Origin of the sequence: Jannaschia pohangensis, assembly GCF_900113875.1 — a bacterium.
GTDB lineage: Bacteria > Pseudomonadota > Alphaproteobacteria > Rhodobacterales > Rhodobacteraceae > Jannaschia > Jannaschia pohangensis.
On record NZ_FORA01000008.1, the window covers coordinates 59,693 to 82,357 of the forward strand.

Below are 22,665 nucleotides of genomic sequence, written 5' to 3' on the forward strand. Positions count from 1 at the left end.
TCGTCGGCACGCTGGCGGTGGTCGGTCTGATCCTTGCGGGGGGCGCGTGGCTCTGGCCCGGCGGCGAAGACCCGGACGGCCCGCAGATGGTGCAGATCGACACCGGCGAGGAAGAGGCCGCTCTGCCGCCGCCCACGCGGGCCAGTCTGGTCGGGCTGCGTGGAGACCCCCTGATCCTGCGGCTGGAGGAGGGCGATGCGCAGAGCGGGCCGCGCGTCCTGCCGACATCGCCACCGCTTGCGACGCGCGCGGCGACCGGCGTGTCGGTCATCGCCACCCCGCTGCTGACCCGGGCGGCGCGGCTGGCCACGGCCCTGCCCAGTTCGCGCGAGGATTTCGCGCTGTTCCAGGCGCAGCGGGCCGAGGGTTTGTCGAGCCTGCTCAACGATGATCCGACGGAGGAGGAGGCCGCGCCGGGGCGTGTCGTCTCGGGCGAGGAGGCAGAGGCCGCGGCGGGCAGTTGGGGCGAGGTGATCGACACTGGGCAGGCGGTCGAGGAAGTGTCTTTCGTCGAGACGGCGATCGAGAACACCACCAGCATCGTGTCCATCCTCCCCGAGGCACGGCGTAGCGAATTGTTCGCCGACACGGTGGTGGTCGTCCGGGTGGAACAATCGCTCGAGACGCTGTTGTCGCTCAACGGTCTGTCCGAGGATGCGGCGGCGCAGGTCGTGGCCGGGATCGGGCGGATCACCGGGCTGACGGATGGCGCGGCGGTGCAATTGCCGCTGGAGGCGCTGCCAGTCGGGTCGGTGGTGGGGCTGCGGATGCAGTCGGGGCAATTGCTCCAGATGTCGCTTTACGGGCCCGAGGGCTATGCCTTCAGCGTGGCGCAGGTGGGGGCGGGGCGCTTTGCCGCCGCCGCCGACCCCTGGATCGAGGCGGATCTGATGGACCGGAGCCGCGACTTGCGGCAGGACGCGGTGGCCACGCGCGATGTCCGCCTGCTGGACGCGATCTGGAGCGCCGCGTTGCAGGGCGGGCTGGAGGGGTCGGTGACGGGCGAATTGCTGGTGATGATGTCGAAGCGCTTCGACCTGGACCGCAATGCAGCACCCGGGGACCGGCTGATCCTGCTGCATGGGACGGGCGCGGGGGCCGAGTCGGTGCTCTATGCGGGGGTCGAGGGGCCGTCGGGGCCGATGGCCTGTTTCGTGGTGAAGGATGCCGCGGGCGGCTTCGGCTGCCACGATCCGGATGCCACTGTGTCCGGCGGCGGCATGTCGGGGGCCCTGGTCACCCCGGTGGCGGGCACGCGGACCAGTGGGTTCGGGCCCCGGATGCACCCGATCCTCAAGCAGTTGCGCAATCACAATGGCGTCGATTGGGCGGCCCCGACCGGAACGCCCGTCATGGCGGCGGCGGCGGGGAAGATCGCGGTGCGGGGCGCGGGCGGGGGTTATGGCAATGTGGTCTATATCGACCATCCGGGCGGGTTGCAGACACGGTATGCCCACCTCGACCGGTTCGAGCCGGGGCAGGAGGTCGGCAGCCAGGTCGCGGCGGGCGACCGGATCGGATACGTTGGGACCACGGGGCGGTCGACGGGGCCGCACCTGCATTTCGAATTGCACGTGGCGGGCAGGCCGGTCGATCCGTTGACCTTCGCATCGGCCCCGACCGGCGGCGACAGCGGCGGGGCCAGTGCAGCGGTCGATGCGCTGGTGAACCGGATCATCGAGGTGGAGAGCGCGGGCAACGCGGCGGCCAAGAACCCCTTGTCGACGGCAACGGGCCTGGGCCAGTTCATCGAGAGCACATGGCTGCGCATGATGCGGACCTATCGCCCGGACCTGGTGGCCAAGATGGACCGGCAGGCGCTTCTGGCGCTGCGCACCGATCCCTATCTGTCGCGGGAAATGGTGCGGAATCTTGCGCGGGAGAGCGAGAGCTATCTGCGCGCGCGGGGTCACCAAATCACCGCCGGACGGCTCTATCTTGCGCATTTCCTGGGGGCGGAGGGGGCCGACAGGTCGCTGCGCAACGACCCGAACCTGTCGGTGTTGCAGGTCATGGGGGCGGGCGTCGTCGGTGCCAATCCATTCCTGCGCAACATGAGCAACCTCGACATGCAGAACTGGGCCGAACGCAAGATGAGCGGGCGCGGGGCGTCGGCCCCCGTGATCGCATCCGCCCCTGTTGCGGCCCCGGTGTCGGAGGAGACGAAAGCCTATCTCGGGGCGGTTGAGGAGCTGCTGGAGCAGTTGTGACGGGTGCTTGACGCGCGGGCATCTTTCGGAGGTCCGACAGCAATTCGGAAGGCAATTCAGAAGTTTGCCGCTTCGGTTTGATCGTCTGAGAGCGTGACTTGTGTCCCGCAGGCCAATCCGTTGAGAAAACGCACATTACTTATGCTTTCGTCACAAAGTTGCCAAAAAATTCGGCATTTGTAGAACCAGCTCAACGTAAAGTAGAAGGTTCGAAATGTTTAGAAATCTGTGTGGATCTGCGGTGGCCATCGCCCTGCTCGCCGCACCCGCCGCCGCGCAACAAGCGGACGCAGGTGTCTCGCCCTATCTCATGAATACACTGTTCATCGTGTTCTGCGGTATCCTCGTCATGTGGATGACAGCCGGTTTCACGATGCTGGAAGTCGGCTTCGTCCGCGAAAAGAACGTCATCAACCAATGCGCGAAGAACATCGGTCTCTTCGCTATCGCGTCGACGGCCTTCGTGCTGACCGGATATGGCATCATGTTCCCGAACGGCAGCTGGATCATCCCAGGCGTCGTCGGCTTTGAAGGTATCATCGAGATCGACGGTGTCGTTGACGCCGGTGCCGACTTCGTCGGTCGCGGCCATTCCGCTGCCGCCGACATCTTCTTCCAGTCGATGTTCTGCGTCGCCGTCGCCTCGATCATCTCGGGTGCCATCGCCGAGCGCATGAACCTTGCCGCGTTCTTCATCTTCACCGCCATCCTGACTGCCGTCATATATCCGATCCAGGCATCCTGGACCTGGGGCGGCGGCTTCCTCGCCAGCGATCTGGGCTTCAAGGATCTGGCCGGCAGCACGGTCGTTCACGTGACCGGCGGCATGGCGGCCCTGACCGGTGCACTGTTCGTCGGCGCGCGCAACGGACGGTTCGTCGACGGCAAGAAGGTGGCGCTCGGCCATTACTCGATGCCGCTGGCGACCATCGGTGCGCTGATCCTGTGGATGGGCTGGTATGGCTTCAACGCTGGCTCCTATCTCAGCTTCTCGTCGGATTCCGATGCGGCGAACGTGTCGCGGATCTTCCTCAACACGAATCTGGCGGCCGCCGGTGCGGTCATCGTCGGGGCGTTCCTGTCCTACCTGAACTCGGGTCGCTTCGATCTGGCGTTCATGCTGAACGGGGCGCTTGGCGGTCTGGTCGCGATCACGGCAGAGCCGCTTTACCCCGAGCCCTTCGCCGCCTTCTCGATCGGTCTGGTCGCGGGAATCATCATCGTCCTGTCCTCGCAGCTGATCGACTACTTCAAGATCGACGATGTCGTCGGGGCCATCCCGGTTCACCTCTTCTGCGGTATCTGGGGCACCCTTGTTGTTGCCTTCACGAACCCGGACGCGACCTTCCTGGGGCAGCTGTCGTCGTTGCTGATCGTCATCACCTATGTCGGGGTGGCCACCAGCGCCGTCTGGATGTTGCTGAAGGCGACGATCGGCCTGCGGGTGACGTCGGACGCGGAAAACCGCGGCGGCGACGAAACCGCCTTCGTCCTGGGCAGCTGACCTGTCGGTCGGCCCCCGGGCCACACACAACGGCCAAAGCAGGCGACCCCGTCCGCTTTGGCCGAGAGACCGGCCCCCGGGGCCACGTTTGGGTAAGATCATTGCGATGGACGCAATGGAGTATGGTACATGAAAACAATAATATACGGTATGGTCATGTCTCTGGGGCTCGTCGCGAATGGGGCCCTGGCGGAACAGATGATCAGCGTCGACGGGGTCGAATACACGCTGTCCTCGCTGATGGCCAATTGTCAGGAAAAGAACTCTGACCCGGCCGAGCAGATCGCCTGCTTCAACAACGTCTCGCAGCTGATCCAGGAACAATCGGTTGAGGAAGAGGCAGACGCCCTGTCGGTGCCCGAAGCGCTCGACGCCCTGCGGTCGCTGGCCCAGTATCAGGACGATGAAACGGGCCTCGCCATCGTCGGCGAGGGGTGCAGCATCCGCATCGTCTACTTCAACAACTACTTCCACATCAGCCGCCGCAACATCTCGAACATCGATCTGTTCAGCGCGGCCTTCGACGTTTCGAAATTGCAGCTTGACCGATCCGTCGGTGTGGCGGGGTCGCAGGCACCGCTGTCGAGAGGCCAGATGGAGGCCGGAGCGGCGGCGTCGGTCATCGGTGGCATGGCGCTCGACTCGGCGCAGAACGGGTTCGAGCCGAAATCAGCCCGCGAGACGATTGCCGATTTCGCGATCCACATCCTGGGTCAGCTGCCGAACCGTGCAGACGAGGCATTCGAGTTCGTGCTGGTTCATCCCAAGCGCAGCGACGCGGGCGCCGAGATCTGGGGCGCGTTCGAGAGCTTCGCCAAAGCCTGTCAGCGATAGGCGCCGCAACCTCGTGCAGAAAGGGCACCCGGTTCGGGTGCCCTTTTCATTTCGACGGGGACGTCAAAGCACCTATTTGCGGCGTCCCTTGCCCCGGCCGACGCGCTTTTTGCCCACGACGGTGATCCCGGCCATGGTGTTCATCGCCTCGGCCAACTGCTGCTTCATCCAGTTGCCGGCTCGCTTGGACGCCTCGCCATCCTCGCGGAAGGTCATGTTGGTGACCGTGTTCTTGTCGGCCTCCCGCTGGATGATGGGGCCCAGAACGGCCTCGCCCAGGGGGCTGACGCCACGGGCGACGGTCCGGCCGTTCCTGAGCTTGCGGCGTTGTTCGGGGGTCAGTTCCTCGATCTTGGCATCCTGGCTGACACCCTGCGGCGCGATCCAGGGCGTGCCGCCGATGGCGCCATGCGTCCCCTTGAAGGCCTTGTATTTGTAGTCGGTCCAGGCCGGATTGAACCGTGTGCCGGTCCGTCCGAACATCTCGCGCGAGCCTGCGGAATTGGCGCGGAACGCGTGATAGCAGAGCGAGACGTTCTTGGGGATGCTGTCGGAATGGCGGATGCCGGTCGCGCGGTCGACGGCATCAAAGAGCAGGAGGGCGTGAACCGGAATGCCTTTGAGGTCGAGGAAGTAGGCCGCTTCGATCACCGCCGCGCCGCCCCGGCTGTAGCCCGACAGGAAGATGCGCGCGCCACCTTCGCGGCCTGTCTTCTTCATGTCGGTCCAGAAGGCTTCGGCCTTCTTGACGACCGCCTGGGCCATGGCCGGCGTCTCGGAGCCCAGATCGGTCGGCCCCCGCATGTACCAGCCCGGTCCCTGCCAGGTCTTCCAGATGTTGCGCACGTGGCTGTTGGCGAAGTTCTTCTTGTAGGTCGCGTTGTCTTTTTCTCCGGTGCCGTCGACACCGTAGAAGAAATCAGTCTGGCTCATCTGAAATTCCTGAAAATAGGGTTGGTCCGGGGCCGCAATAAAAGCGCGGCCCCGGGGTCATTGTGCTGTCAGGCGTCCACTCCGTCAAATGTATACGCGATCGCGCCGTCCCGCAGGGTCAGGCCGACCTCGCGGAGTTTTTCGCCTGCGACCATCTTGCCGAGAATTTTGCGGCTAAGTTCGGGCAGGATGGAATTCGTGATGATGTTGTCGATCATCCGCCCGCCCGAATCCGGGTCGCGACATTCGGCGACCACATGGTCGATGAGTTCGTCGCTCCAGGTCAGCTTGGCACCGTGGGCCGCATCCAGTCGGCGGGCGACAGAGCCGAGCTTGAGCTTGGTGATGCCGGCCAGAACCTCGGGGCCGAGGGGCAGATAGGGGATCGTCACGATGCGGCCCAGAAGGGCGGGGGGGAAGACCTGAAGCAGGGCGGGTTTCATCGCCTCGGCCAGTTCCTCGACCTCCACCTCTTCGCGGCCCTGGTCGGTGGCATCCATGATGAGGTCGGTGCCGACGTTGGAGGTCAGCAGAATCAGGGTGTTCCGGAAGTCGATGAGACGGCCGTTGCCGTCTTCCATCCGGCCCTTGTCGAAGACCTGAAAGAACAGCTCGTGGACGTCGGGGTGGGCCTTTTCGATCTCGTCCAGAAGGACGACGGAATAGGGTTTGCGCCGCACCGCTTCGGTCAGGCGCCCGCCTTCGCCGTAGCCGACATAGCCCGGAGGCGCACCCTTGAGCAGGGAGACGGTATGCGCCTCCTGGAATTCGGACATGGCGATGGTGATGACGTTCTGTTCGCCGCCGTAAAGCTGCTCGGCCAGGGCCAGCGCGGTTTCCGTCTTGCCCACGCCGGATGGCCCGGCCAGCATGAAGACACCGATGGGTTTTTCGGGGTTGGAGAGACCCGCGCGGCTGGCCTCGATCCGCTTGGCGATGGCGCGCAGCCCGTGGTCCTGCCCGATGACGCGTTCGCGCAGATGGTCGGAGAGTTGCAGGATCGCCTGCAATTCGTCGGTGACCATGCGGCCTGCCGGGATGCCCGTCCAGTCGGAGATGACGGCGGCCACGGCCTGGGCGTCGACATGGGCATAGACCATGCGGTCGTCGGGGTCGCCTTCGGAGAGCTTGGCCATGTTGGCGGCGATCTCGGCCTGCGCCGTGTCGGCGTCTTCGCCCTGGGCCTGACGCAGTTCCAGAATGCGGTCCACGACGGATTTCTCGTGGGTATAGAGGTCTTGCAGCTTGGCGAGTTCCTCCTGCGCTTCGACCAGTTCGGCCTGGGCCTTGACCACCCGCTCCTCGTTCTCTTCGCCCAGGTCGCGTTGCGCTTCCTTGCTGGCGATCTCCAGGGTGAGGGAGGCGATCTGTTCGTGCAGGTCGGCGATGCGCGCCGGGGTCGCGGCCTGGCTGACGGCGACGCGGGCGCATGCGGTGTCGAGCAGGCTGACCGCCTTGTCGGGCAATTGGCGCGACGGGATATAGCGCGCCGACAGGTTCACGGCGGCGACGATGGCCTCGTCGCTGATGCGGACGGCGTGGTGTTCCTCCATCGCTTCGAGCGAGCCGCGCAGCATGTAGGCGCAGCGGGCGGTGTCGGGTTCGTCGACGGTGACGGGCTGGAACCGGCGGGTGAGGGCCGGGTCCTTTTCGAAATAGTTGCGGTATTCGGCCCAGGTGGTGGCCGCAATCGTCCGCAGGGTGCCGCGGGCGAGGGCGGGTTTCAGCAGGTTCGCCGCGTCGCCCGTACCCGCCGCACCGCCCGCGCCGATGAGGGTATGCGCCTCGTCGATGAACAGGATGATGGGCGTGGGCGAGGATTGCACCTCGTCGATGACGGAGCGCAGGCGCTGTTCGAACTCGCCCTTCATCGAGGCGCCGGCCTGCATCGCGCCGATGTCGAGCATGTGCAGGCGGATGCCCTTGAGCTTGGGCGGCACGTTCCCCGAGGCGAGGGCCTGGGCGAAGCCTTCGACGACGGCGGTCTTGCCCACCCCCGCCTCGCCGGTCAAGATCGGATTGTTCTGGCGACGGCGCAGCAGGACGTCGATGATCTGGCGGATTTCCTCGTCCCGGCCGACGATCTTGTCCATGCGTCCCGATTCCGCTTCGGCGGTCATGTCGGTGCTGAACCGGCCGAGCGCGGTGGTGCCCTTGGACGCCTCGCCCGTGCCGCCCGAACCGGCCGACGACAGGCCCGAGCCGTCCATGGGGCGCATGTCTTCTTCGTCGCTGTCGGCCCAGAGGGTGCGTGCGTCCGATGACAGGCGGTCGGGGGACAGGGTGTCGAAGACCTTGGAATAGCGGGTGAGCGACCGGCGCAGGTTCGGGTCGGCCAGCAGCGCGGTCAGGATGTGGCCCGTACGGATCTGCGCCTCGCCGAACAGAAGCGTCGCATAGGTCCAGGCGTGGTTCAGCGTGTCCGACAGCGCCTCGGAAATGCCCGGTGTCTCGGTCACGTTCTTGTCGAGCGCAGCCATGGCGCGGTCGAGATCCTTGAGCGCCGTGCCCCGGTCGAGGTCGAGCGCCGTAAGCGTGACCGAGATGTCGCTGTCCTTGTTGGCCAGCGCGTGGAACAGCAGGTGGCACAGGTCGACATTGCGGTTCCGCTCGCCCCTCGCCTGACGCATGGCCTGGAGGAAGGCGTCGTAGCCCAGGCGGTTCATCTTGCCGGCATAGGTCTCGATGCTGATGTCGGTCATGGCAAATTCCTTTCGGTCAAATCACGCGGCCTCGGGGTCGAGGCGATAGGTCGCGGCGCGCAGCAACTGATCGGCGGCGCGCGGTGTGTCTGTGGGCAGGGCGGCCATCCAGCCGAGCGTCGCGCCGCCGCCCAATTTGGCGGGGGCGACCTGTCCGGCCGGAAGCCAGAGGGCGATATCCACTTCGAACCGGCGGCCCAGATACCAGTGGACCAGATCGGCCAATTGCCCGTGGTCATCGCCGCCGGGCAGGAAACGAGTATATTTATCAAGGCTTTTCGCCTCGATATGGATGGTGATCTTGTCGCCGACGGTGCGGATGCGGTTGCCCAGGTGGGTGTCGCGCCCGAGTGCGCATCCCGATTGACCAAGGCGGGACAGGGCGTCGGGTTCGAAGATCAGCCAGGACGGCACGAATTCGTCGATCCGGATCGGCACGCCCAGATGGTGTTGCAGCATCTGGCGCAAACGCACAGGACTTTTGACGCGATGCGCGGCCAGCGGCATGAGCGGCATGCGGTTGGTGTCGCGGACGCGGTCGCGGTCGTGATAGGCCGGGCTGCCCACGCCGCCGAGCGCGCCGATCCAATCCTGGAACTTGTCGGCGTCGGGGCGGTCGAACTGACCGATGCGGCGGGCGTCGGAATGGGCGCGGAAGAACAGCTGGATGAAGCGGGTCGCGAAGATGTCGGTGAAACGCACGAAGGCGCGGTCGCCGGTGGCCACCCAACGGGCGACTTCCTCGGTGGTGGGCAGGGGCAGGGCGCCGAACGCGCCGTAGAAGCCCAGAAAGCGCACCCGCATCGACGGGCGGCGGGCCTTGGTGTCCGGCTCTGACAGGTCGGAGGACGGAAAGGACATCGTCGGGTCCTGACCCAGGTCCAGCAATTCGTCGCGCAGGCGTTCGTTCATGCCGATGCGAGGGCGGCCCCGCGCGGCCCGTTCGATGCGCCGCAGCTCGGCCAGATAACCGACGGGGGCCTTTTCGGTCACAGCAGCGGCCCCTGTCCGGTGCGCGGTGGCCAGGTCTTGATGTGACCCCGGTCCTTGGACACGACGACGCATTGGGTGAAGGTGTTCACGGCGGCATATTCCGCCAGGAACCGCTCGATGATCGCGGTCAGGACGATGACGCCGCCGGGATCGAAGGGCGTCTCGTCGATGGTCAGCGTCACCTCGAGGCCGCGGGCCGGGTGAAAACCGTCTTCCCCCTCGATGGTGCGGGTGATTGGCCGGGTCTTGACGTCGGTGATGGCCTGAAGGCGCGGCATCGTCACCGTGTCCGAGATGTTGGAAAAGATCGACAACAGCTCGCGCAGGGCGGCGGCGGCCTTGGCCGAGTCGCGCTGGCCGCCCAACCCATGATGGGACAGCGACAGATAGCTGATGAGCCGCCAGTAGTTCTGGCCCGAGTTGGCGCGGTGGCCCGCGTCCTGGTCCATGTCGACCAGCGGGCCGCGCGGCGGCGTTGGCCCCGCCACACAGGACAGCGACACGGTCTGATCCTCGCAGAGGTGGAAATCGTCCTTGCCCGACGCGATCGGCAGGTATTCGGCCAGATGGCGGTTGGAGCAGAGGGTCTTGATCTGGAGCCGCTGCGCACCCTCGACCTCGGGGGGTTCATAGACGGAGATATAGGTCTCCGTCCCGCGATAACGGGCACGCCCGGTGCCGAACCGGCGTTCCTTGGCGGTCAGGCGGCGGGGCTTGCGGCGGGTGGTGAAATAGAGCGTGGCCGAGGGCTCCTGCCCCTCGGGAGGAAGGGAATAGAGCGGGTGGACGCGGACCTTCTGCTGTTGCGCCGCGTAATGGGCATAGACGTCGGTGATCCGGTGGACCTCGTAGTGGGTCACGGGGCTGGCGTCGGGGGTGACGACGAATTCGTGCCGCTTGGCGTCGAGGCGGACCTGATTGCTGCCTTCCTCGAACAGGTTGATGGCGGGCACGGTGTGCAGGCGCAGATGCTCCAGCTCCAGCCGGGCAGCCAGAACCTGCGACGGGCGTTTGAATTCGATGACCAGCGTCACGCTGTCGTTCGGGATGCCCGCAAGATGCCGGTCGAGGTTGCAGAGCGTGAACCCCAGGATCTTGCGCGGGAAGGTGAAGGCCTCGCGCAGGAGGGCGAAACCTTCGAAAAGGTTGCCCTGCATCGGGAAGAGCGGTGCGCCGGGGTCGAACCCAACCTGACCGATGGCATCGGGCGGCAGGCGACGGAATGCGGCGTCCCCATGTGCATCGATCCAGCGCAGCGACACGCGGGCCACGTCGCAGAACATCTGCTCATAGAGCGGGGCGGCCTCGGCCATGGGAGCGGTGAAATGGATCGGCAGGGTCTTGATCGGCAGACCGCTGAGCGGCAGGCCACTGGCGGTTTCGCCCGCCGGACCCAGACGCGACAGGTCGATTTCAAGGCCCGCGCGGGTGTCGGGCGTCACATCCTGGCCCAGGGCGCCGACCGGGCCGGGGGTGGGATGATAGACCAGCCGCGTCAGGGCGAGGGGCCAGAGGGTCAACGGCTCGGACAGGCGGAACCGGCAGGTGACGCGCTGATCGGCCTCGACATAGCGCGCATCGAGGTAGTCGCCGACGTTGAACCGCAGACCGTCCACCAGGCCGGAATTGTCCCAGGGCGGATTGGCCTGTACCATCATGGCCGAGGGTGTGGGTTCGAGCGCTTCGGGGAAGATCTGGTCCAGCAGCTCCTCGGTGAAGGTCTTGAACTCGTCCTCCATCTTGAGATGCACGCGGGCGGCGAGGAAGGCCGTCCCCTCCAGCAGGCCCGCGACGGCGGGGTCCAGATTTTCGTGCAGCAGCCCGCCAAGGCGATCGGCGATCCCGGGGTAGTCGGCGGCGAATTCGGCGGCGCGTTCGCGCAACAGGGCCAATTCACGGTCATAGGCGCGGCGCAGGTCTTTCTTCACGTCTGGACCCGGAACTGGCTGAGGTGGAGTTTGCCCGCACCCAGATCGACCACCGCGTCGAAGTCGAGTGCGATATCGACGGGATCGTTCATAAGCTCCGCCGAGACATGCAGGCTGAGCCTTTGATCGGTGTCGTTGCCGCGCGACTCGATCTTCACATCGAGGGTGGAGGGGATGATACGCGGCTCATGATCCAGCAGGCTTTGGCGGATCGACTTTTCGACGTGGGGCGCCCCGATTTCATCCATGGTCAGGCCCGACAGATCCTGAAATCCATAGTTCAGGACCGACCGCGCGACATGCGGCGCGTCCTTGAGCGAGACGGCCGATTCAAGGCGCGTGGTGTTGAGCAACGTGTGCAGGTCGGCTTGAAGGTGGGCGCGAAGCATTTCCTCGCCGACGCCGTCGCGACGTTGGAGGGAGCGGGCGGTGATCTCCCGCGTGCCATCCTCGCTGCCCGGGGTGGCCTTGCGTCCGTCGCCGGCCCTGTGGGCGGCGCGAAACACGTTCATGATCGACACTTTCGCACGGTCGCCCGACCGCCAGTTGCGGCGGGCGCGTTCATCCGCAACGGGTGGGACGGTCAACTCGGGATCGGGCTCGCTCATGATGGCGCAGGGTCGCCAATGGGCCGCGCGGACGCAAGGGCAAGAGCGATGTGGCGCAAAGAAAAACATGGCAGTTGTCCGCCCGCGCGCGGCCTTCCTGCCGGAGCTGCGATCGATCCGGCACGATGGCAATCTGATTTTCTATCTGATCGGGGAGATCGGCCCGGTGGCCGTCGCTGTCCTATGCGGAGCGGATCGAGGGAGAATAGGTGTAACACGTTGGCCGAAAAAAGAAAAAGGCCGGTGCGCAATGCACCGGCCTTTTCCGATAGGATCGAAGGGGAGGCTTAGGCGCTCCACTCCTCGGCTGCGGCCAGGTCGTAGCCGGTCGAGCTTTCGGGGCCCGGGCGACCGGTCTTGTCCTGCAGGGTGTAGGTGATCTGGAACTTGCGGAAGTTCAGGGTCAGCGTTTCCTGGATACGGTCGAGACCGTCCTTGCTGCCGCCGGTGTTGTAGCTGGAGATCATGATGTTCTCCATCTTCATGCGGAAGTACTCGACGGGGCTGCCGCCGGCCTTGCGAACGATCAGCTCACCCGAATCGATGTGCTCGCCGGTGGTGGCGCGCTTGATCAGGTCGTTGGAGGCCAGATCGACGTACTTCGTGATCTGGATGTCGCGGGCGTCGACCTTGCCGCCGCCGCCGCCGCCGCCGACGTGAGTCGTGCCGGACTGGGTCAGACCCCAATCCCACTCGAGGACGTCAATCGTCTCGGCGTACTTGGAATCCTGGGCTTCGCCCTTGATGCCATTGGAAAGGATGAGGAAAATATCGACGGCCATCGGGCAATCTCCTTTGGGGTTTTTTCAGAGTTAAGAACTAGTCTTGGGTGGAACCAAGGCCGTCAACCGGCCTTGGGTAGTTTGGATACCAGGCTCATTCCGATGTCCATACCCTCAAGCTGGAAATGCGGTTTGAGGAAGAATTTGCCCATATAATATCCCGGATTGAGTTCGTCTTCAACGATTTCAACCGTGCCTCCGGCAAGGGGTTTCTGGGCCTTTTCCTTTTCACTGGCGGTTTCCGGGTTCGCAGCAATGTACTTGTTGAGCCAACCTTGCAGTTCACGCTCGATCTGGCTGCGGTCCGGGCTTTCGCCGATCTTGTCGCGGACCATGACCTTGAGGTAGTGGCTGAACCGCGATACGGCGAAAATATAGGGCAATCGTGACGACATGTTGTCCGACGCTGTTGCTTCGTCGTCAACATAGGTCTTCGGCTTGTACAGCGTCTGAGCCCCGATGAAGGCCGCCTTGTCGGTGTTCTGGCGGTGAATCAGGCCGATAAGGCCCGCCTTCGAAAGTTCCCCCTCGCGACGGTCGGTGATCGACACCTCGGTCGGGCATTTCATGTCCTTCGAACCGTCTCCGGTATCGAAAAGATGGGTCGGAAGGTTGCGCACCTCGCCGCCGGAATTCACGCCACGGATCTTGACGGTCCAGCCATGTTCCTTGTGGGCGCGGTTGATGTTCGCGGCCAGCGCATGGGCGGCGTTCATCCAGGCGTATTTCGTGGCGTCGTGGCCGTCGACCTCCTCTTCGAACTCGAATTCCTCGACCACGGAGTTGGAATTCTGGCCATACGGCTCCCGCGAGAGGACTCGGGGCAGGGTCAGGGCCAGGAAGCGGGCGTTTTCCGATTCGCGCAGCGAGTTCCACTGGGCGTATTCCGGTGTCTCGAAGATTTCCGACAGATCCGGAGGCGTCCCGATCTCGCTGAATTCGTCGAGGCCCAGAAGGGTGGGCGACGCCGCCGAGATGAAGGGCGCGAGGCTCGCTTCGGCGATTTTGCCGAGCGAGTTCAGAAGGCTGACATCGGGGCTGGACTGATCGAAATAATAGTCGCCGATCAGCGCGCCGAAGGGACGGCCACCCAGGGTGCCGAGATTCTGTTCATAGACGCGGTCATGCAGCGGGGACTTGTCCCATTTGGCGCCGGGATAGCGCCGCATCATGGCCTGAAGCTCTTTCTTGGAGACGTTCATCACCTTGACCCGCAGGGACGCATCGGTCTCGGCGTTGTCGAGGGTGAACTTGAGGCCGCGCCAGCTGCTTTCGAGCTTCTGGAACTCCTCGTTGTGCATGATCTCGTTGACCTGCGCGCTGAGCTTCTGGTCGATCTTGGCCAGCATCGCGTCGATCGTGTCGATCACGTCCTCGGCAATCAGGTTCTGGTCGCCAAGCGCCTCGCGGACCAGGGCGACGACGGCGTTGTCGACTTCCTTGGCGGCGACATCGGTGCGCGGCTTGATGGTCTGTTTCAGGATGTCGGAAAACTCCGACAGCTCATCCAATCCCTGCGGGGCGGCTGCGCCCTGATTCTGGAGCTCTTCTGCCATTGCTCTCTCTCCTGTCGACGCGCTCAGGCGTCGTTATCCTTGTCGTCGTCCGTATCGGGCGCACGTTCGGCCAGGGCGGCCATCAGCGCCGGGTCGGCCAGAAGCCGTTTGACGTGCTCCTGCGCCTTGGGCTTGGACGACATGTAACGCTGAAGGTTCGCCAACTGCTGACGCGCCTCGAGAAGCTTTTTGAGCGCCGGAACCTGCGCCGCGATCGCCGCCGGCTCGAAATCGTCCATGCTGTTGAAGTGAAGCGAGACGCCCATCTTGGTCCCGCTGTCGGGATCGAGGCGGTTGTTGACGTTCATGCTGACGCCCGGCTGGATCGATTCCACGAAGTCGTCGAGGGTGTCCTTGGTCACGTCGGAGAACTCACGCTCTTCCACGGCGGGCTTTTCGACCAGGCTGGCATTGCCGCTCAGGTCGGACAGCACGCCCATCACGAACGGCAGTTCCACCATCTTGGTGCTGTCGTACGGATCCTGATAGCTGATCTGGACGCGTGGCGGGCGGTTGCGCTTGATAAAGTCGGTGCCCTTGTCGGCCGCCATAACATCTCTCCGGTTCAAAATATCCCTGCGGCAGTGAACCCGCTGGCTGACCACAAGTCAATGCAGGCAAACCCGTCCTCGCCACTCGTCTGACAAAAGACTGTGTCAGTTTTGCTGCGGCGGTATCAGTTCGGCGATCAACGCATGGAAATCCTTGCCGATTGTTGCGCGCGCCCGCGCCAGAAGCAGGGGTACCGGGCTGCTGCGTTCGCGCAGGGCATAATGCGCCTCGACGGCGGCCAGAACGTTGGTGACATCGGCCGCGGTGGCGAGCTGCGGGATAGCCGGCGCTTCGTCCTGTGCCACAGCACCGTCATCGGGCGGCAGGCTGTTGTCATCGGACAGCGCCATGAGACGGTCGGAAGCCAGCTGAAACCCCGTGGTGCCGAGCGAGACCGTCGCGCGGTTCGCGTCCTCGGGCATCAGCGTATAGAGCGCGTCCATCAGGGGCCGCCCCACCAGAAGCCGCGCCTGCGTCACCAGCAAGAGGGCGGCGGATGACGGTTCGTGGCTGCGGAAATACCGCTCGCAGGCCTCCAGCATGAGGCGCGCGCCATTGGGCCCGGTCGGCGGTTGAACCGCAAGGTTCGAGGTGATGGCGGCCTGGGGTGACGAGGTCGGGGAGCCGGATGTGTCGCTGCGGGAGTCGTCGTCCTCGTCCGTCTCGGCCGCGTCCAGAACCGGGGCGGGCGCGAGGCCGGGCGCGGCCGAACCCAGAAGGCCGCGCATGGCGGTCAGCGTGTCGATGAAGGTCGACAGGTCGGGTGCACGGGGCACCTTGCGCAGGGTCGACGCCGCCAGAAGCATCCGGTCGAGCGCGCGGGCATTCGCCTCGACCACGGTGCGGTTGGCGGGGCGGGCCAGTTCCTCGGCCATGAGCGAGGCGTCGAGGTCGGTCTCGTGATTGCGCGCCTGTGCCTCGCCGGTGGCCACGCGGATGCGGCGCAGGCTGACTTCCTGGGCACCGGCGAGGTTGAGGTGCAGCAGCGGCTGGATCACGGTCACTTCGTCGGTCAGATCGGCCAGGACGCCGCGCCGGTCTGCGGCGTCGACGGGGTGGACCGCATCGGGCAGCGCCTCCAGCAGGGCGGCGGCGGCGGCCAGCGCCTCGGAGGCGGGAACGGCGCGACCGGCCAGCAATTCCCACCGGACCATCAGGATCAGGATGCGGATGTCGCGGCTGCGGGTCAGCAGGCCGTCGGCCTTTTCCTTCTCGGCCTTGATGTCGACCGAACGGGTGTCGAACGTGCGGTCGAGGCTCTCCTGATCCTCGCTGACACGGGTGCCCCGGATCAGATAGCGTTCGGGCAGGCGACCGATTGACTCATAATACCAATCGACGAAACCATCGTCGTCGGTCGCCTCCAGATCGGGGCCGCAGGGGCCGTCCGGCCCGTCCAGGGGCGTGGCGGCCCAATCGTATCCCTTAGGCATCCGCCTCTCCCTCGTGGTCTGTCCTGCGCACAGTTCCCGCGACGGGGCGGCGCGTCAAGCGTGCCCGGCCCCGCGTCAGAACTTGACGTTGCTCGCCTCGCCGTAGGCCTTGGCGAAGGCTTTCATGAACGCGTCGAGCATGCCGTTGTCGCCCGCCGCACTCTTCTTGTCCCAGGCCGCCACGAAGGCCGCCCACCGACCCTTGTCGCGGCCCATGATGCCGGCCTTTGTTTCGGCCTCGATCTCCTCGGGGGACAGACCCTCGAGCATCTCGCGCAGTGCCGGCTGAAGGGCGGCGAACACGGCGGCCTGATGGCTGCGCACATCGGACATCGCACTGGCCATGCCTTCGGCGCCGAACTGGAAGCCCTGCTTGCGCGCGACGAAGAGCGTCTCGAGGGCCTGCGTCGTGTCGGGCATGAACTTGAGCGGGTTGTTCCCCTCGGCCGACCGCATGGTCCGCGCGCCGCCGCCGGTGAATTCCTTGACCCGCGAGCGGTCGCGCAGCATCGCCATGATCTCGGTCGCGGTGACGCGCAGGGCGGCCCCGGCCTCTGCCATCAGCTTGACCGCGTCCTCGTCGGACAGGGTTTTGGGATCGAGGCCCGCGCCCTGGCAGAACGCCGCAACCAGATCGGCGGCCTGCGGGCCGGCCGGCGCGACCGGAGCGACGGGGGGCGGGGGTGCCGCCTGCGGCATCTGGGGCGGCGCCGGAGCCTGCATGGGGGGCTGCATGGGGGGGGGGACCGGTGCGGGCATCGGCACCTGTGACGGCGCGGGCGCGGGCTGGCCGGGGGCTTGCGATTGCAGGTGCGGCGGCATCAGCGGCGGGGCGGCCACCGGGCGCGGAGCCAGCGGAGCCATCTGCGGCGGAACCTGCAACGACGACCGTGGCGGGCCAGGGACGAAATCGGACGCGACATCGTCGAGGTGACGCGGCGGCGGCGCCGGAATGGGGTTCACCGGCTCCAGCGGGCCGCCGACCGAAGCCCAGGGATCGTCCAGATCCGGGGCGGGCGCATACTGCCCCTGTGGCGTGGCACCGCTTGCGCCGGGCACGTTGCTGCCTGACTGGACCACGACGATATAGCCGCCGACCGTGAAGCGCATTCCGGCGGCCAGCCTGACGGGTGCCTGCATCCGGTGGCGTTCCCCCTCGAGGAAGGTGCCATTGGTCGAAACATCGCGCAGCCAGTAGTTCGCCCCGTCGAAGGTCACCTCGAAATGGTGCCCCGAGACATGCCGCTGCGGATCGGGCAGGACCCAGTCCATCGACGCCGCACGCCCGGCCTGGCAGCCGCGCCCCTCGAGCGCGAACCAGGTCGGCCCGCCCGTCTCCAGGCGGTCGTAATTGTCGATCTTGAGGGTCAGGCTCATGGCGCGAAGAGATGGGTCCGATGGACGGAAATGAAAAGGCCGCCTGGGGAAAAACTTTGTCTCCCCGAGCGTTTGGAGGGGGTCAATTCTCGCGCAGGAGGGAGGCGGCGAGGGCGATCATCCGGGCCAGATGAACCGACCGGCTGCGCGTGTCGAGACCGGCGAGACAGGACAGGACCGCCGAATTGATGGCGCCCGGGGCCCGGTGGCGCGCGACGGGGGCGGTGTCATTGGGCGCAACCGACCCGCCCGACCAGCCGACGGCGAGGCCCAGAAGGACCGCCGGGCTGCGCCGGGGCGCAAAGAGCGAGGATTGCATGGTGCGCCAGCGGTTGGCGTCGCTCGGGTGTTGGGTCCAGATGGCGACCGCCTCGAGGATGGCACGGTCCATGGGGTCCAGCTTCTCGGGCAGGGCGCGCAGGCATTCGTAGCCCCACCATACGGCCATGTTGGGTTGCAACGCGAAGGCGGCGAAGGTCACCGCCTCTTCCGGGGTGGTGGAGCCGCGCAGGCGGACCAGATAGGCTTCGGTGTCTTCATCGGGGGTCGGTGCGCGGCGCACGACCTGGGCGATCTGGGGGATCGCCTCGAACAGGGCATAGGGCGTGGCCTGCCGCAGGATCTGCTGCGGCGGGCGCGTGGCCTCTTCGGCGGCCTCGCCCGTGTCGGGGGCCGGGACCACCTCGGCGTCCGGGCCCTCGGGCGGCGGGGACTCCTCCATGCCGACCACGGCGTCCCGTTCTTCTGTGAAACCGCCCGTCAAGGTCAGGGCTTGATCAGGTGCATGGGCGACCCTTCGACGATCACCCCGCCATGGTTCGTCTTGCAACCCAGATAGGCCACGGGCTTGCCGTCGTCGGTGCCCATGGAACTGCCTTCGATGATGATCGCGCCGCACATCGTCTTGTCGCCGACGCGGGCGATCGGGCGTCCGTCCACAAGGGCGGTGCCGCCCGAGACGATCATGTTCGGGCCATGGGCGGGGCACATATGCTTGTCACCGAGACGTGCAATTGGAAGCATCGGTCAACTCCTTTTCGTTCAATGGCCATAGCCTGACAGAGGGGCGGGTTTGAGGCAAGACATCTGGCTGGATCCGGACGCGATCAGGTCGCGATGTCCGGCCAGGCCGCGTCCCCCCGTGCCCCCGCTTTTGCCGGTGCGAGGAACAGGTCGAGGGCGTCGGCCCTAGCCGAGATTTTGGCGGTCAGCGTCGCCGCCTTCCCCGACGGCGCTGTGTTCGCATGGATCGGCAAGAGCTTGGAGATTTGGCGCGAAAGACTGCAGAGAGGTCACGGATCAGGAGGTTTGGCACGCCAGGCCGTGTCAAACCGATAGGCCTGGCGGCGCAACAATTTTACGAAATCGCAAAAGCGGGCATCGTACCGTCGCGTCCGTGCCGCCGACAACGACGGGCAAGACGGGTTACTCCTCGCCCTTCTGCTTGACGCATTCCTCCACCAGCGGAAGGCCCGCGTTGGCGGCCCCTTGCAGGGTCGGCACCTGGGCACCGCCGCCGCCGCCCATGCTGACCTGACCCTTGAGCCGGATCTGCGCCGCCTCGAGTGTGATGCCGGAGGCGTCGATGGTGATCTTTCCGCCCGGACCCTTGATGACGAACTTGTCGAAGGCCATCAGCGTGTGGGTCTTGGTGTTGTTGGTGATCGACTGGTTCACGTTCAGGACATAGCGGCCCTTGACCGTCTCTTCCCGGTTGCGACCGGTCTGGACCAGATGGTCGGCATAGATGTCCTGCTTGTGGATGTTGCCAACGACATGGACGTGGTCCTTGCCATAGCGTTCCTGCTGGTTCTGTCCGACCTGATAGATCACGTCGCGCGCGACGGTGTGGCGGGCGTCCTGGCCGATGGATTCGGTGTGGTCGCGCCCGATGCTGATCATCTTGTCGCGGCCGACCGATTCCGACTGGTCGCGGCCGATGGTCTTGTTTCGGTCATTCAGGATGTCGATCTGCTGATCCTTCTGGCCGTGCATGTAGATCAGCTCGCGGTCCTTCTCGTCCTCGAAGGTCAGCTCGTTGAAGCCGCTGCCCTGATGGGTGTCGGTCTTGAACACGGATTTCGTCTTGGCGGCCGGCAGCGGATAGGGCGGATCGTTGGCGCCATTGTAGACGCAGCCCGTGACGAGCGGCTTGTCGGGGTCGCCGTCGAGGAATTCGACCACGACTTCCATGCCGATGCGCGGGATGACCATGCCGCCCCACCCTTTGGAGGCCCAGTTCTGGCTGACGCGGCAGCGCATGGAAATGGCCTTGTCCAGGTCCCAGTGGAAATGCACCAGGATGCGCCCGTATTCGTCACAGTCGATCTCGCCTTCGCCCACGACCGTCGCGGTCTGCGGACCCTTCATCACGGGGGACGGGGTCTTGCGGTCGGGCACCATGGGTGCGCTGACGGGGCTGAGGACGTAGGTCCCGGAATAGGCGTATTCGTCCGCATCGTCGGTGGAGGTGCCGTAACCTTCGCTCAGATAACTGTGGCGCGCGACGAGGCAGAGCATCCGGGGATCGGTCAGCCCGGGTGCGGGTTCGCCGGTCAGCTCGACGATCATGCCGGCCTTGAGCGCGGTGCAGTCGCCTTCTGCGCGGAACCGCCGGTCATGGCCCCGCTCTTCGTCGACCCGGCGGCGGACGGTGCCGCGCCCCTCGCCCTGGGCCAGGTAGTCGCCGGGGTAGTCAAAACTTTCGATCTCGCCCTGCGCATAGGCAGCGTCGCCGGTCCGGTCGACCTCCATCGCGGCATGCGGCATCTTGAAGTTGTAGTCGGTCAGGCGGATGGCGCCGGTCGTCAGATTGCGTTCGGGGTGAAGGGCCCAGAAATGCTCCTCGTCGGCGAAGTGGTGGCCATCGACACCGACGAACACGCGGGAGCCGCCGGGGATCGCGTCATGCGACTCCGCATCGTCGGTCAACACCATCGTGTGCACACCCGAGGCGTGGACGAAGTGATAGCTGATGCCAAAACGTTCCATGATCCGGGTGGCGAAGGCCATGTCGCTTTCGCCGTATTGGACCGTGTATTCCAGGATCGGATAATCCTGGGTCAGCTTCATCTCCAGGTGCGGATTGCCCAGACCGGCATAGGGCGACAGCAGTTCCGTGAGGATCTGCGGGGCCGACATCGTGTGGAAGATGCGCTGATTGCGCCGCCGTCCGGCCAGCCAGAACCAGGGCCGCAGCAACAGATCATAGCGGTTGCCCTGTTCGTCCGTGCCGGCCCATTTGACCTGGGTCACAATCCCGTCGAAGAACCTCTCGCCGTGATTCTTGGTCTTCAGTTCGACCGTCGCATGGGTGCCGACAATCGAATCGAAGTCGATGTCGATGCCGGTGGCCAAAGCCTCCACGCGGTATTCGAACAATCCGTTCATTTTGTCTTCGCCGGTAAAACGCCTCAGGACGAGGGCATCCTGGCCGAGCGCTGTTTCAAGGCGGCCGATCCGCGAGCCTTGCCGAAATTGCTTGTTCATGGGGAAACTCCCGTAAAATAGCGACGGTTTTGACATAATAGTTGTCGCACCCCCGATGGTGTGAAGATACGCGGTTTGGCAGGTGACGCAACCGGTGCATTCGAAACCATTGTCCACAGGGGCGCGACGGATGGTGCTGCGGCGCAACAAGTCGCACGTGCTGGATGATCTTTCATTGCAGCAAAGGCTCCGGAGCGTCACTTTGCAGCAAAACCTCTGCGATTTCAGGTGGACAGATATGATGATTCCCGGCCTTCGGTGCTCGACTGCAATTGTGACGCTTCCGCTGCTGGCGGCGCTGGCCATGCCCGTCGGGGCACAGACCCTGACATTCTGGGATATCGATGACGGGACAGCCGGCGTTCAGGGCGGGACCGGCACCTGGACGGATACCGGACAGAATTTCCTGACCGTCGGTCCGCCGGGCCCGCCCGAGTCGAACGACGCCTTCGTCAACGGTGAAGGTGTGAGCTTTGGCGGGACGGCCGGTACGGTGACGATTGCGGCTGGAACTTCCCCCGGCGTCAGCGAACTGCGCTTCACGGTCGACGGCTATGTTCTGACCGGAGATGAGATCCGCAGCCAGCCGCCTGTGATCCCCGGGGGCGGGGCTGTCATCGGCCTCGAGGGGAGTGCCACGATCGAGAGCGATCTCGACGGCAGTTTCTCGGTAGAGACGCCGGATGGGCCGGGCTCGGGCCACACCCTGTTCCTGACCGGGACGAATGCCGGACTCGACGAACTCTCCGTCGGGGCGGATGTCACCGTGGACGCGGTCGATATCGGCGGCAGGACAAACGTCGCAGCAGACGGCACGTTCCTCTATCGCGGCACGGTTGGTTCCACGCTTCCGGGTCCTTCGGATGATGTGATCGTCAGCAGCGGGACCGTTCGGGCCGAAGATGCCGGCGCGGTGGTGGACGGTGACGTGGTTCTCAACGGCGGCGAGGCCTTCCTGCAGGGTCAGGTCGTTGACGACATCGATGTGAACGCGGGCGCTATCTTGACGGTCGAGGCCGGAAATGCGCTTGAGGTCGGCGATGAAGTGACGGTGGACGACGCAGGCAGCAGCCTTTTGGTGCGCGGCGATCTGACTGCCCTGGGGGCCGGTCCCCTGAGCATCGAGGCCGGGGCCGATACGACGGTTCAGGTTTTCAACGGTGCGACGGTCGAGGCGGACATCACAACGGGCGGCGCCCTGATCCTCGAGGGCGCGGCCGACGGTCTTGCGGATGTCACGGGTGACGTCGAGACGACTGGCGGATCGGCTGACATCCAGGGTGATATCGAAGGTGACCTGACGCTTGGTGCGGGCACGACCGTGACCCAGACCGGCGTTCTTGCCGTATCGGGCGACCTGACGAACGGGGCCGATGTCGTCACGACGGCAGACGTCAGCGCGGACTCGGTGACCAATACCGGAAGCCTCGATATCGATGCGGGCGTCCTGACGATCAACGGGACGGATCCGCTGGACAACCAGGGCGTCCTCACCGTCGGCACACAGGTTGTCGGCGGCGTTCTCAATACCGGGACCGCAACGATCGAGGACGGTGGCGATGTCGACAACGACTTCGTCAACAGCGGTGCCGGCGCGATCGGCACGATCCTGGGCAACGTCGACGGCGATGTGCGCAACGAAGACGGCGGCACGCTGACCTTCGGCAGCCTCACCGACGACGGCGCGACGGTCGGCGGTAGTTTCACCAACCTCGGCACCGCCGAATTCCTCACCGCTGCCGGAGGCCTGACGGTCGTGACCGG

General features: G+C 65.3%; 17 protein-coding genes. 4 read left to right on the forward strand and 13 right to left on the reverse strand.

Features of this window, described 5'->3' with window-relative positions; all coding sequences use genetic code 11:
• Window positions 1-17: 17 nt before the first annotated feature.
• From BM002_RS18160 to BM002_RS18170, 3 genes are all read left to right on the forward strand, one after another.
• Entirely contained in the window at window positions 18-2,210 is a 2,193-nt protein-coding gene (locus BM002_RS18160) for a peptidoglycan DD-metalloendopeptidase family protein (RefSeq protein ID WP_092784820.1), read from the forward strand.
• 214 nt (window positions 2,211-2,424) lie between these two features.
• The gene (locus BM002_RS18165; RefSeq protein WP_092784823.1) at window positions 2,425-3,714 is read left to right on the forward strand and encodes an ammonium transporter family protein; all 1,290 of its coding nucleotides are present in this window, start codon (window positions 2,425-2,427) and stop codon (window positions 3,712-3,714) included.
• Between the two features lie 129 nt (window positions 3,715-3,843).
• Window positions 3,844-4,548: a hypothetical protein gene (locus BM002_RS18170; RefSeq protein WP_139212419.1), complete on the forward strand. Its 705-nt coding sequence runs from the start codon at window positions 3,844-3,846 to the stop codon at window positions 4,546-4,548.
• A 72-nt stretch (window positions 4,549-4,620) separates the two neighbouring features.
• Here BM002_RS18170 and BM002_RS18175 read toward each other — a convergent pair whose 3' ends face one another.
• The 13 genes from BM002_RS18175 to BM002_RS18235 form a co-directional block, all read right to left on the reverse strand.
• Window positions 4,621-5,481 (reverse strand): hypothetical protein, encoded by an 861-nt coding sequence (locus BM002_RS18175; protein WP_092784829.1) that lies wholly within the window; start codon window positions 5,479-5,481, stop codon window positions 4,621-4,623.
• A gap of 68 nt (window positions 5,482-5,549) precedes the next feature.
• Complete coding sequence (gene tssH, locus BM002_RS18180) at window positions 5,550-8,183, reverse strand: type VI secretion system ATPase TssH (protein ID WP_092784832.1); 2,634 nt, start codon at window positions 8,181-8,183, stop codon at window positions 5,550-5,552.
• Between the two features lie 21 nt (window positions 8,184-8,204).
• Window positions 8,205-9,176, reverse strand: a complete 972-nt coding sequence (gene tssG / locus BM002_RS18185) for a type VI secretion system baseplate subunit TssG (protein WP_175484962.1) — start codon at window positions 9,174-9,176, stop codon at window positions 8,205-8,207.
• The gene (tssF, locus tag BM002_RS18190; protein WP_092784838.1) at window positions 9,173-11,104 is read right to left on the reverse strand and encodes a type VI secretion system baseplate subunit TssF; all 1,932 of its coding nucleotides are present in this window, start codon (window positions 11,102-11,104) and stop codon (window positions 9,173-9,175) included. The genes tssG and tssF overlap by 4 nt, the downstream gene beginning before the upstream one ends.
• Window positions 11,101-11,712, reverse strand: coding sequence for a type VI secretion system baseplate subunit TssE (tssE, locus tag BM002_RS18195; protein ID WP_175484963.1), 612 nt, complete (start codon window positions 11,710-11,712; stop codon window positions 11,101-11,103). The genes tssF and tssE overlap by 4 nt, the downstream gene beginning before the upstream one ends.
• 287 nt (window positions 11,713-11,999) lie before the next feature.
• On the reverse strand, window positions 12,000-12,494 hold the full coding sequence (locus tag BM002_RS18200; RefSeq protein ID WP_092784844.1) for an Hcp family type VI secretion system effector: 495 nt from the start codon (window positions 12,492-12,494) through the stop codon (window positions 12,000-12,002).
• A 62-nt stretch (window positions 12,495-12,556) separates the two neighbouring features.
• Entirely contained in the window at window positions 12,557-14,050 is a 1,494-nt protein-coding gene (gene tssC / locus BM002_RS18205) for a type VI secretion system contractile sheath large subunit (RefSeq protein ID WP_092784847.1), read from the reverse strand.
• 23 nt (window positions 14,051-14,073) lie between these two features.
• The gene (gene tssB, locus BM002_RS18210; protein WP_092784850.1) at window positions 14,074-14,601 is read right to left on the reverse strand and encodes a type VI secretion system contractile sheath small subunit; all 528 of its coding nucleotides are present in this window, start codon (window positions 14,599-14,601) and stop codon (window positions 14,074-14,076) included.
• Between the two features lie 105 nt (window positions 14,602-14,706).
• Window positions 14,707-16,035, reverse strand: coding sequence for a type VI secretion system protein TssA (locus tag BM002_RS18215; RefSeq protein ID WP_092784853.1), 1,329 nt, complete (start codon window positions 16,033-16,035; stop codon window positions 14,707-14,709).
• 75 nt (window positions 16,036-16,110) lie between these two features.
• Complete coding sequence (gene tagH / locus BM002_RS18220) at window positions 16,111-17,412, reverse strand: type VI secretion system-associated FHA domain protein TagH (protein ID WP_092784856.1); 1,302 nt, start codon at window positions 17,410-17,412, stop codon at window positions 16,111-16,113.
• Window positions 17,413-17,494: 82 nt separating this feature from the next.
• Entirely contained in the window at window positions 17,495-18,133 is a 639-nt protein-coding gene (locus tag BM002_RS18225) for a DUF6931 family protein (protein WP_245749319.1), read from the reverse strand.
• Window positions 18,134-18,177: 44 nt separating this feature from the next.
• Window positions 18,178-18,435 carry a PAAR domain-containing protein gene (locus BM002_RS18230; protein WP_092784859.1) on the reverse strand — a complete coding sequence of 86 codons (258 nt, stop codon included), beginning with the start codon at window positions 18,433-18,435 and terminating at the stop codon, window positions 18,178-18,180.
• A 402-nt stretch (window positions 18,436-18,837) separates the two neighbouring features.
• Window positions 18,838-20,901 (reverse strand): type VI secretion system Vgr family protein, encoded by a 2,064-nt coding sequence (locus BM002_RS18235; protein ID WP_092784862.1) that lies wholly within the window; start codon window positions 20,899-20,901, stop codon window positions 18,838-18,840.
• 274 nt (window positions 20,902-21,175) lie between these two features.
• Between BM002_RS18235 and BM002_RS18240 the strand changes: the two genes are divergently transcribed.
• A partial coding sequence (locus BM002_RS18240) for a beta strand repeat-containing protein (protein ID WP_217641183.1) occupies window positions 21,176-22,665 on the forward strand: 1,490 nt, incomplete at its 3' end.

Bases quoted from the DNA above. Each gene is read 5' to 3' on its own strand.
- BM002_RS18165 (WP_092784823.1), top strand. From the start codon at position 2,425: ATGTTTAGAAATCTGTGTGGATCTGCGGTGGCCATCGCCCTGCTCGCC.
- BM002_RS18170 (WP_139212419.1), top strand. From the start codon at position 3,844: ATGAAAACAATAATATACGGTATGGTCATGTCTCTGGGGCTCGTCGCG.
- BM002_RS18175 (WP_092784829.1), bottom strand. From the start codon at position 5,481: ATGAGCCAGACTGATTTCTTCTACGGTGTCGACGGCACCGGAGAAAAA.
- tssH (WP_092784832.1), bottom strand. From the start codon at position 8,183: ATGACCGACATCAGCATCGAGACCTATGCCGGCAAGATGAACCGCCTG.
- tssE (WP_175484963.1), bottom strand. From the start codon at position 11,712: ATGAGCGAGCCCGATCCCGAGTTGACCGTCCCACCCGTTGCGGATGAA.
- BM002_RS18200 (WP_092784844.1), bottom strand. From the start codon at position 12,494: ATGGCCGTCGATATTTTCCTCATCCTTTCCAATGGCATCAAGGGCGAA.
- tssC (WP_092784847.1), bottom strand. From the start codon at position 14,050: ATGGCAGAAGAGCTCCAGAATCAGGGCGCAGCCGCCCCGCAGGGATTG.
- tssB (WP_092784850.1), bottom strand. From the start codon at position 14,601: ATGGCGGCCGACAAGGGCACCGACTTTATCAAGCGCAACCGCCCGCCA.
- BM002_RS18215 (WP_092784853.1), bottom strand. From the start codon at position 16,035: ATGCCTAAGGGATACGATTGGGCCGCCACGCCCCTGGACGGGCCGGAC.
- tagH (WP_092784856.1), bottom strand. From the start codon at position 17,412: ATGAGCCTGACCCTCAAGATCGACAATTACGACCGCCTGGAGACGGGC.
- BM002_RS18225 (WP_245749319.1), bottom strand. From the start codon at position 18,133: ATGGAGGAGTCCCCGCCGCCCGAGGGCCCGGACGCCGAGGTGGTCCCG.
- BM002_RS18230 (WP_092784859.1), bottom strand. From the start codon at position 18,435: ATGCTTCCAATTGCACGTCTCGGTGACAAGCATATGTGCCCCGCCCAT.
- BM002_RS18235 (WP_092784862.1), bottom strand. From the start codon at position 20,901: ATGAACAAGCAATTTCGGCAAGGCTCGCGGATCGGCCGCCTTGAAACA.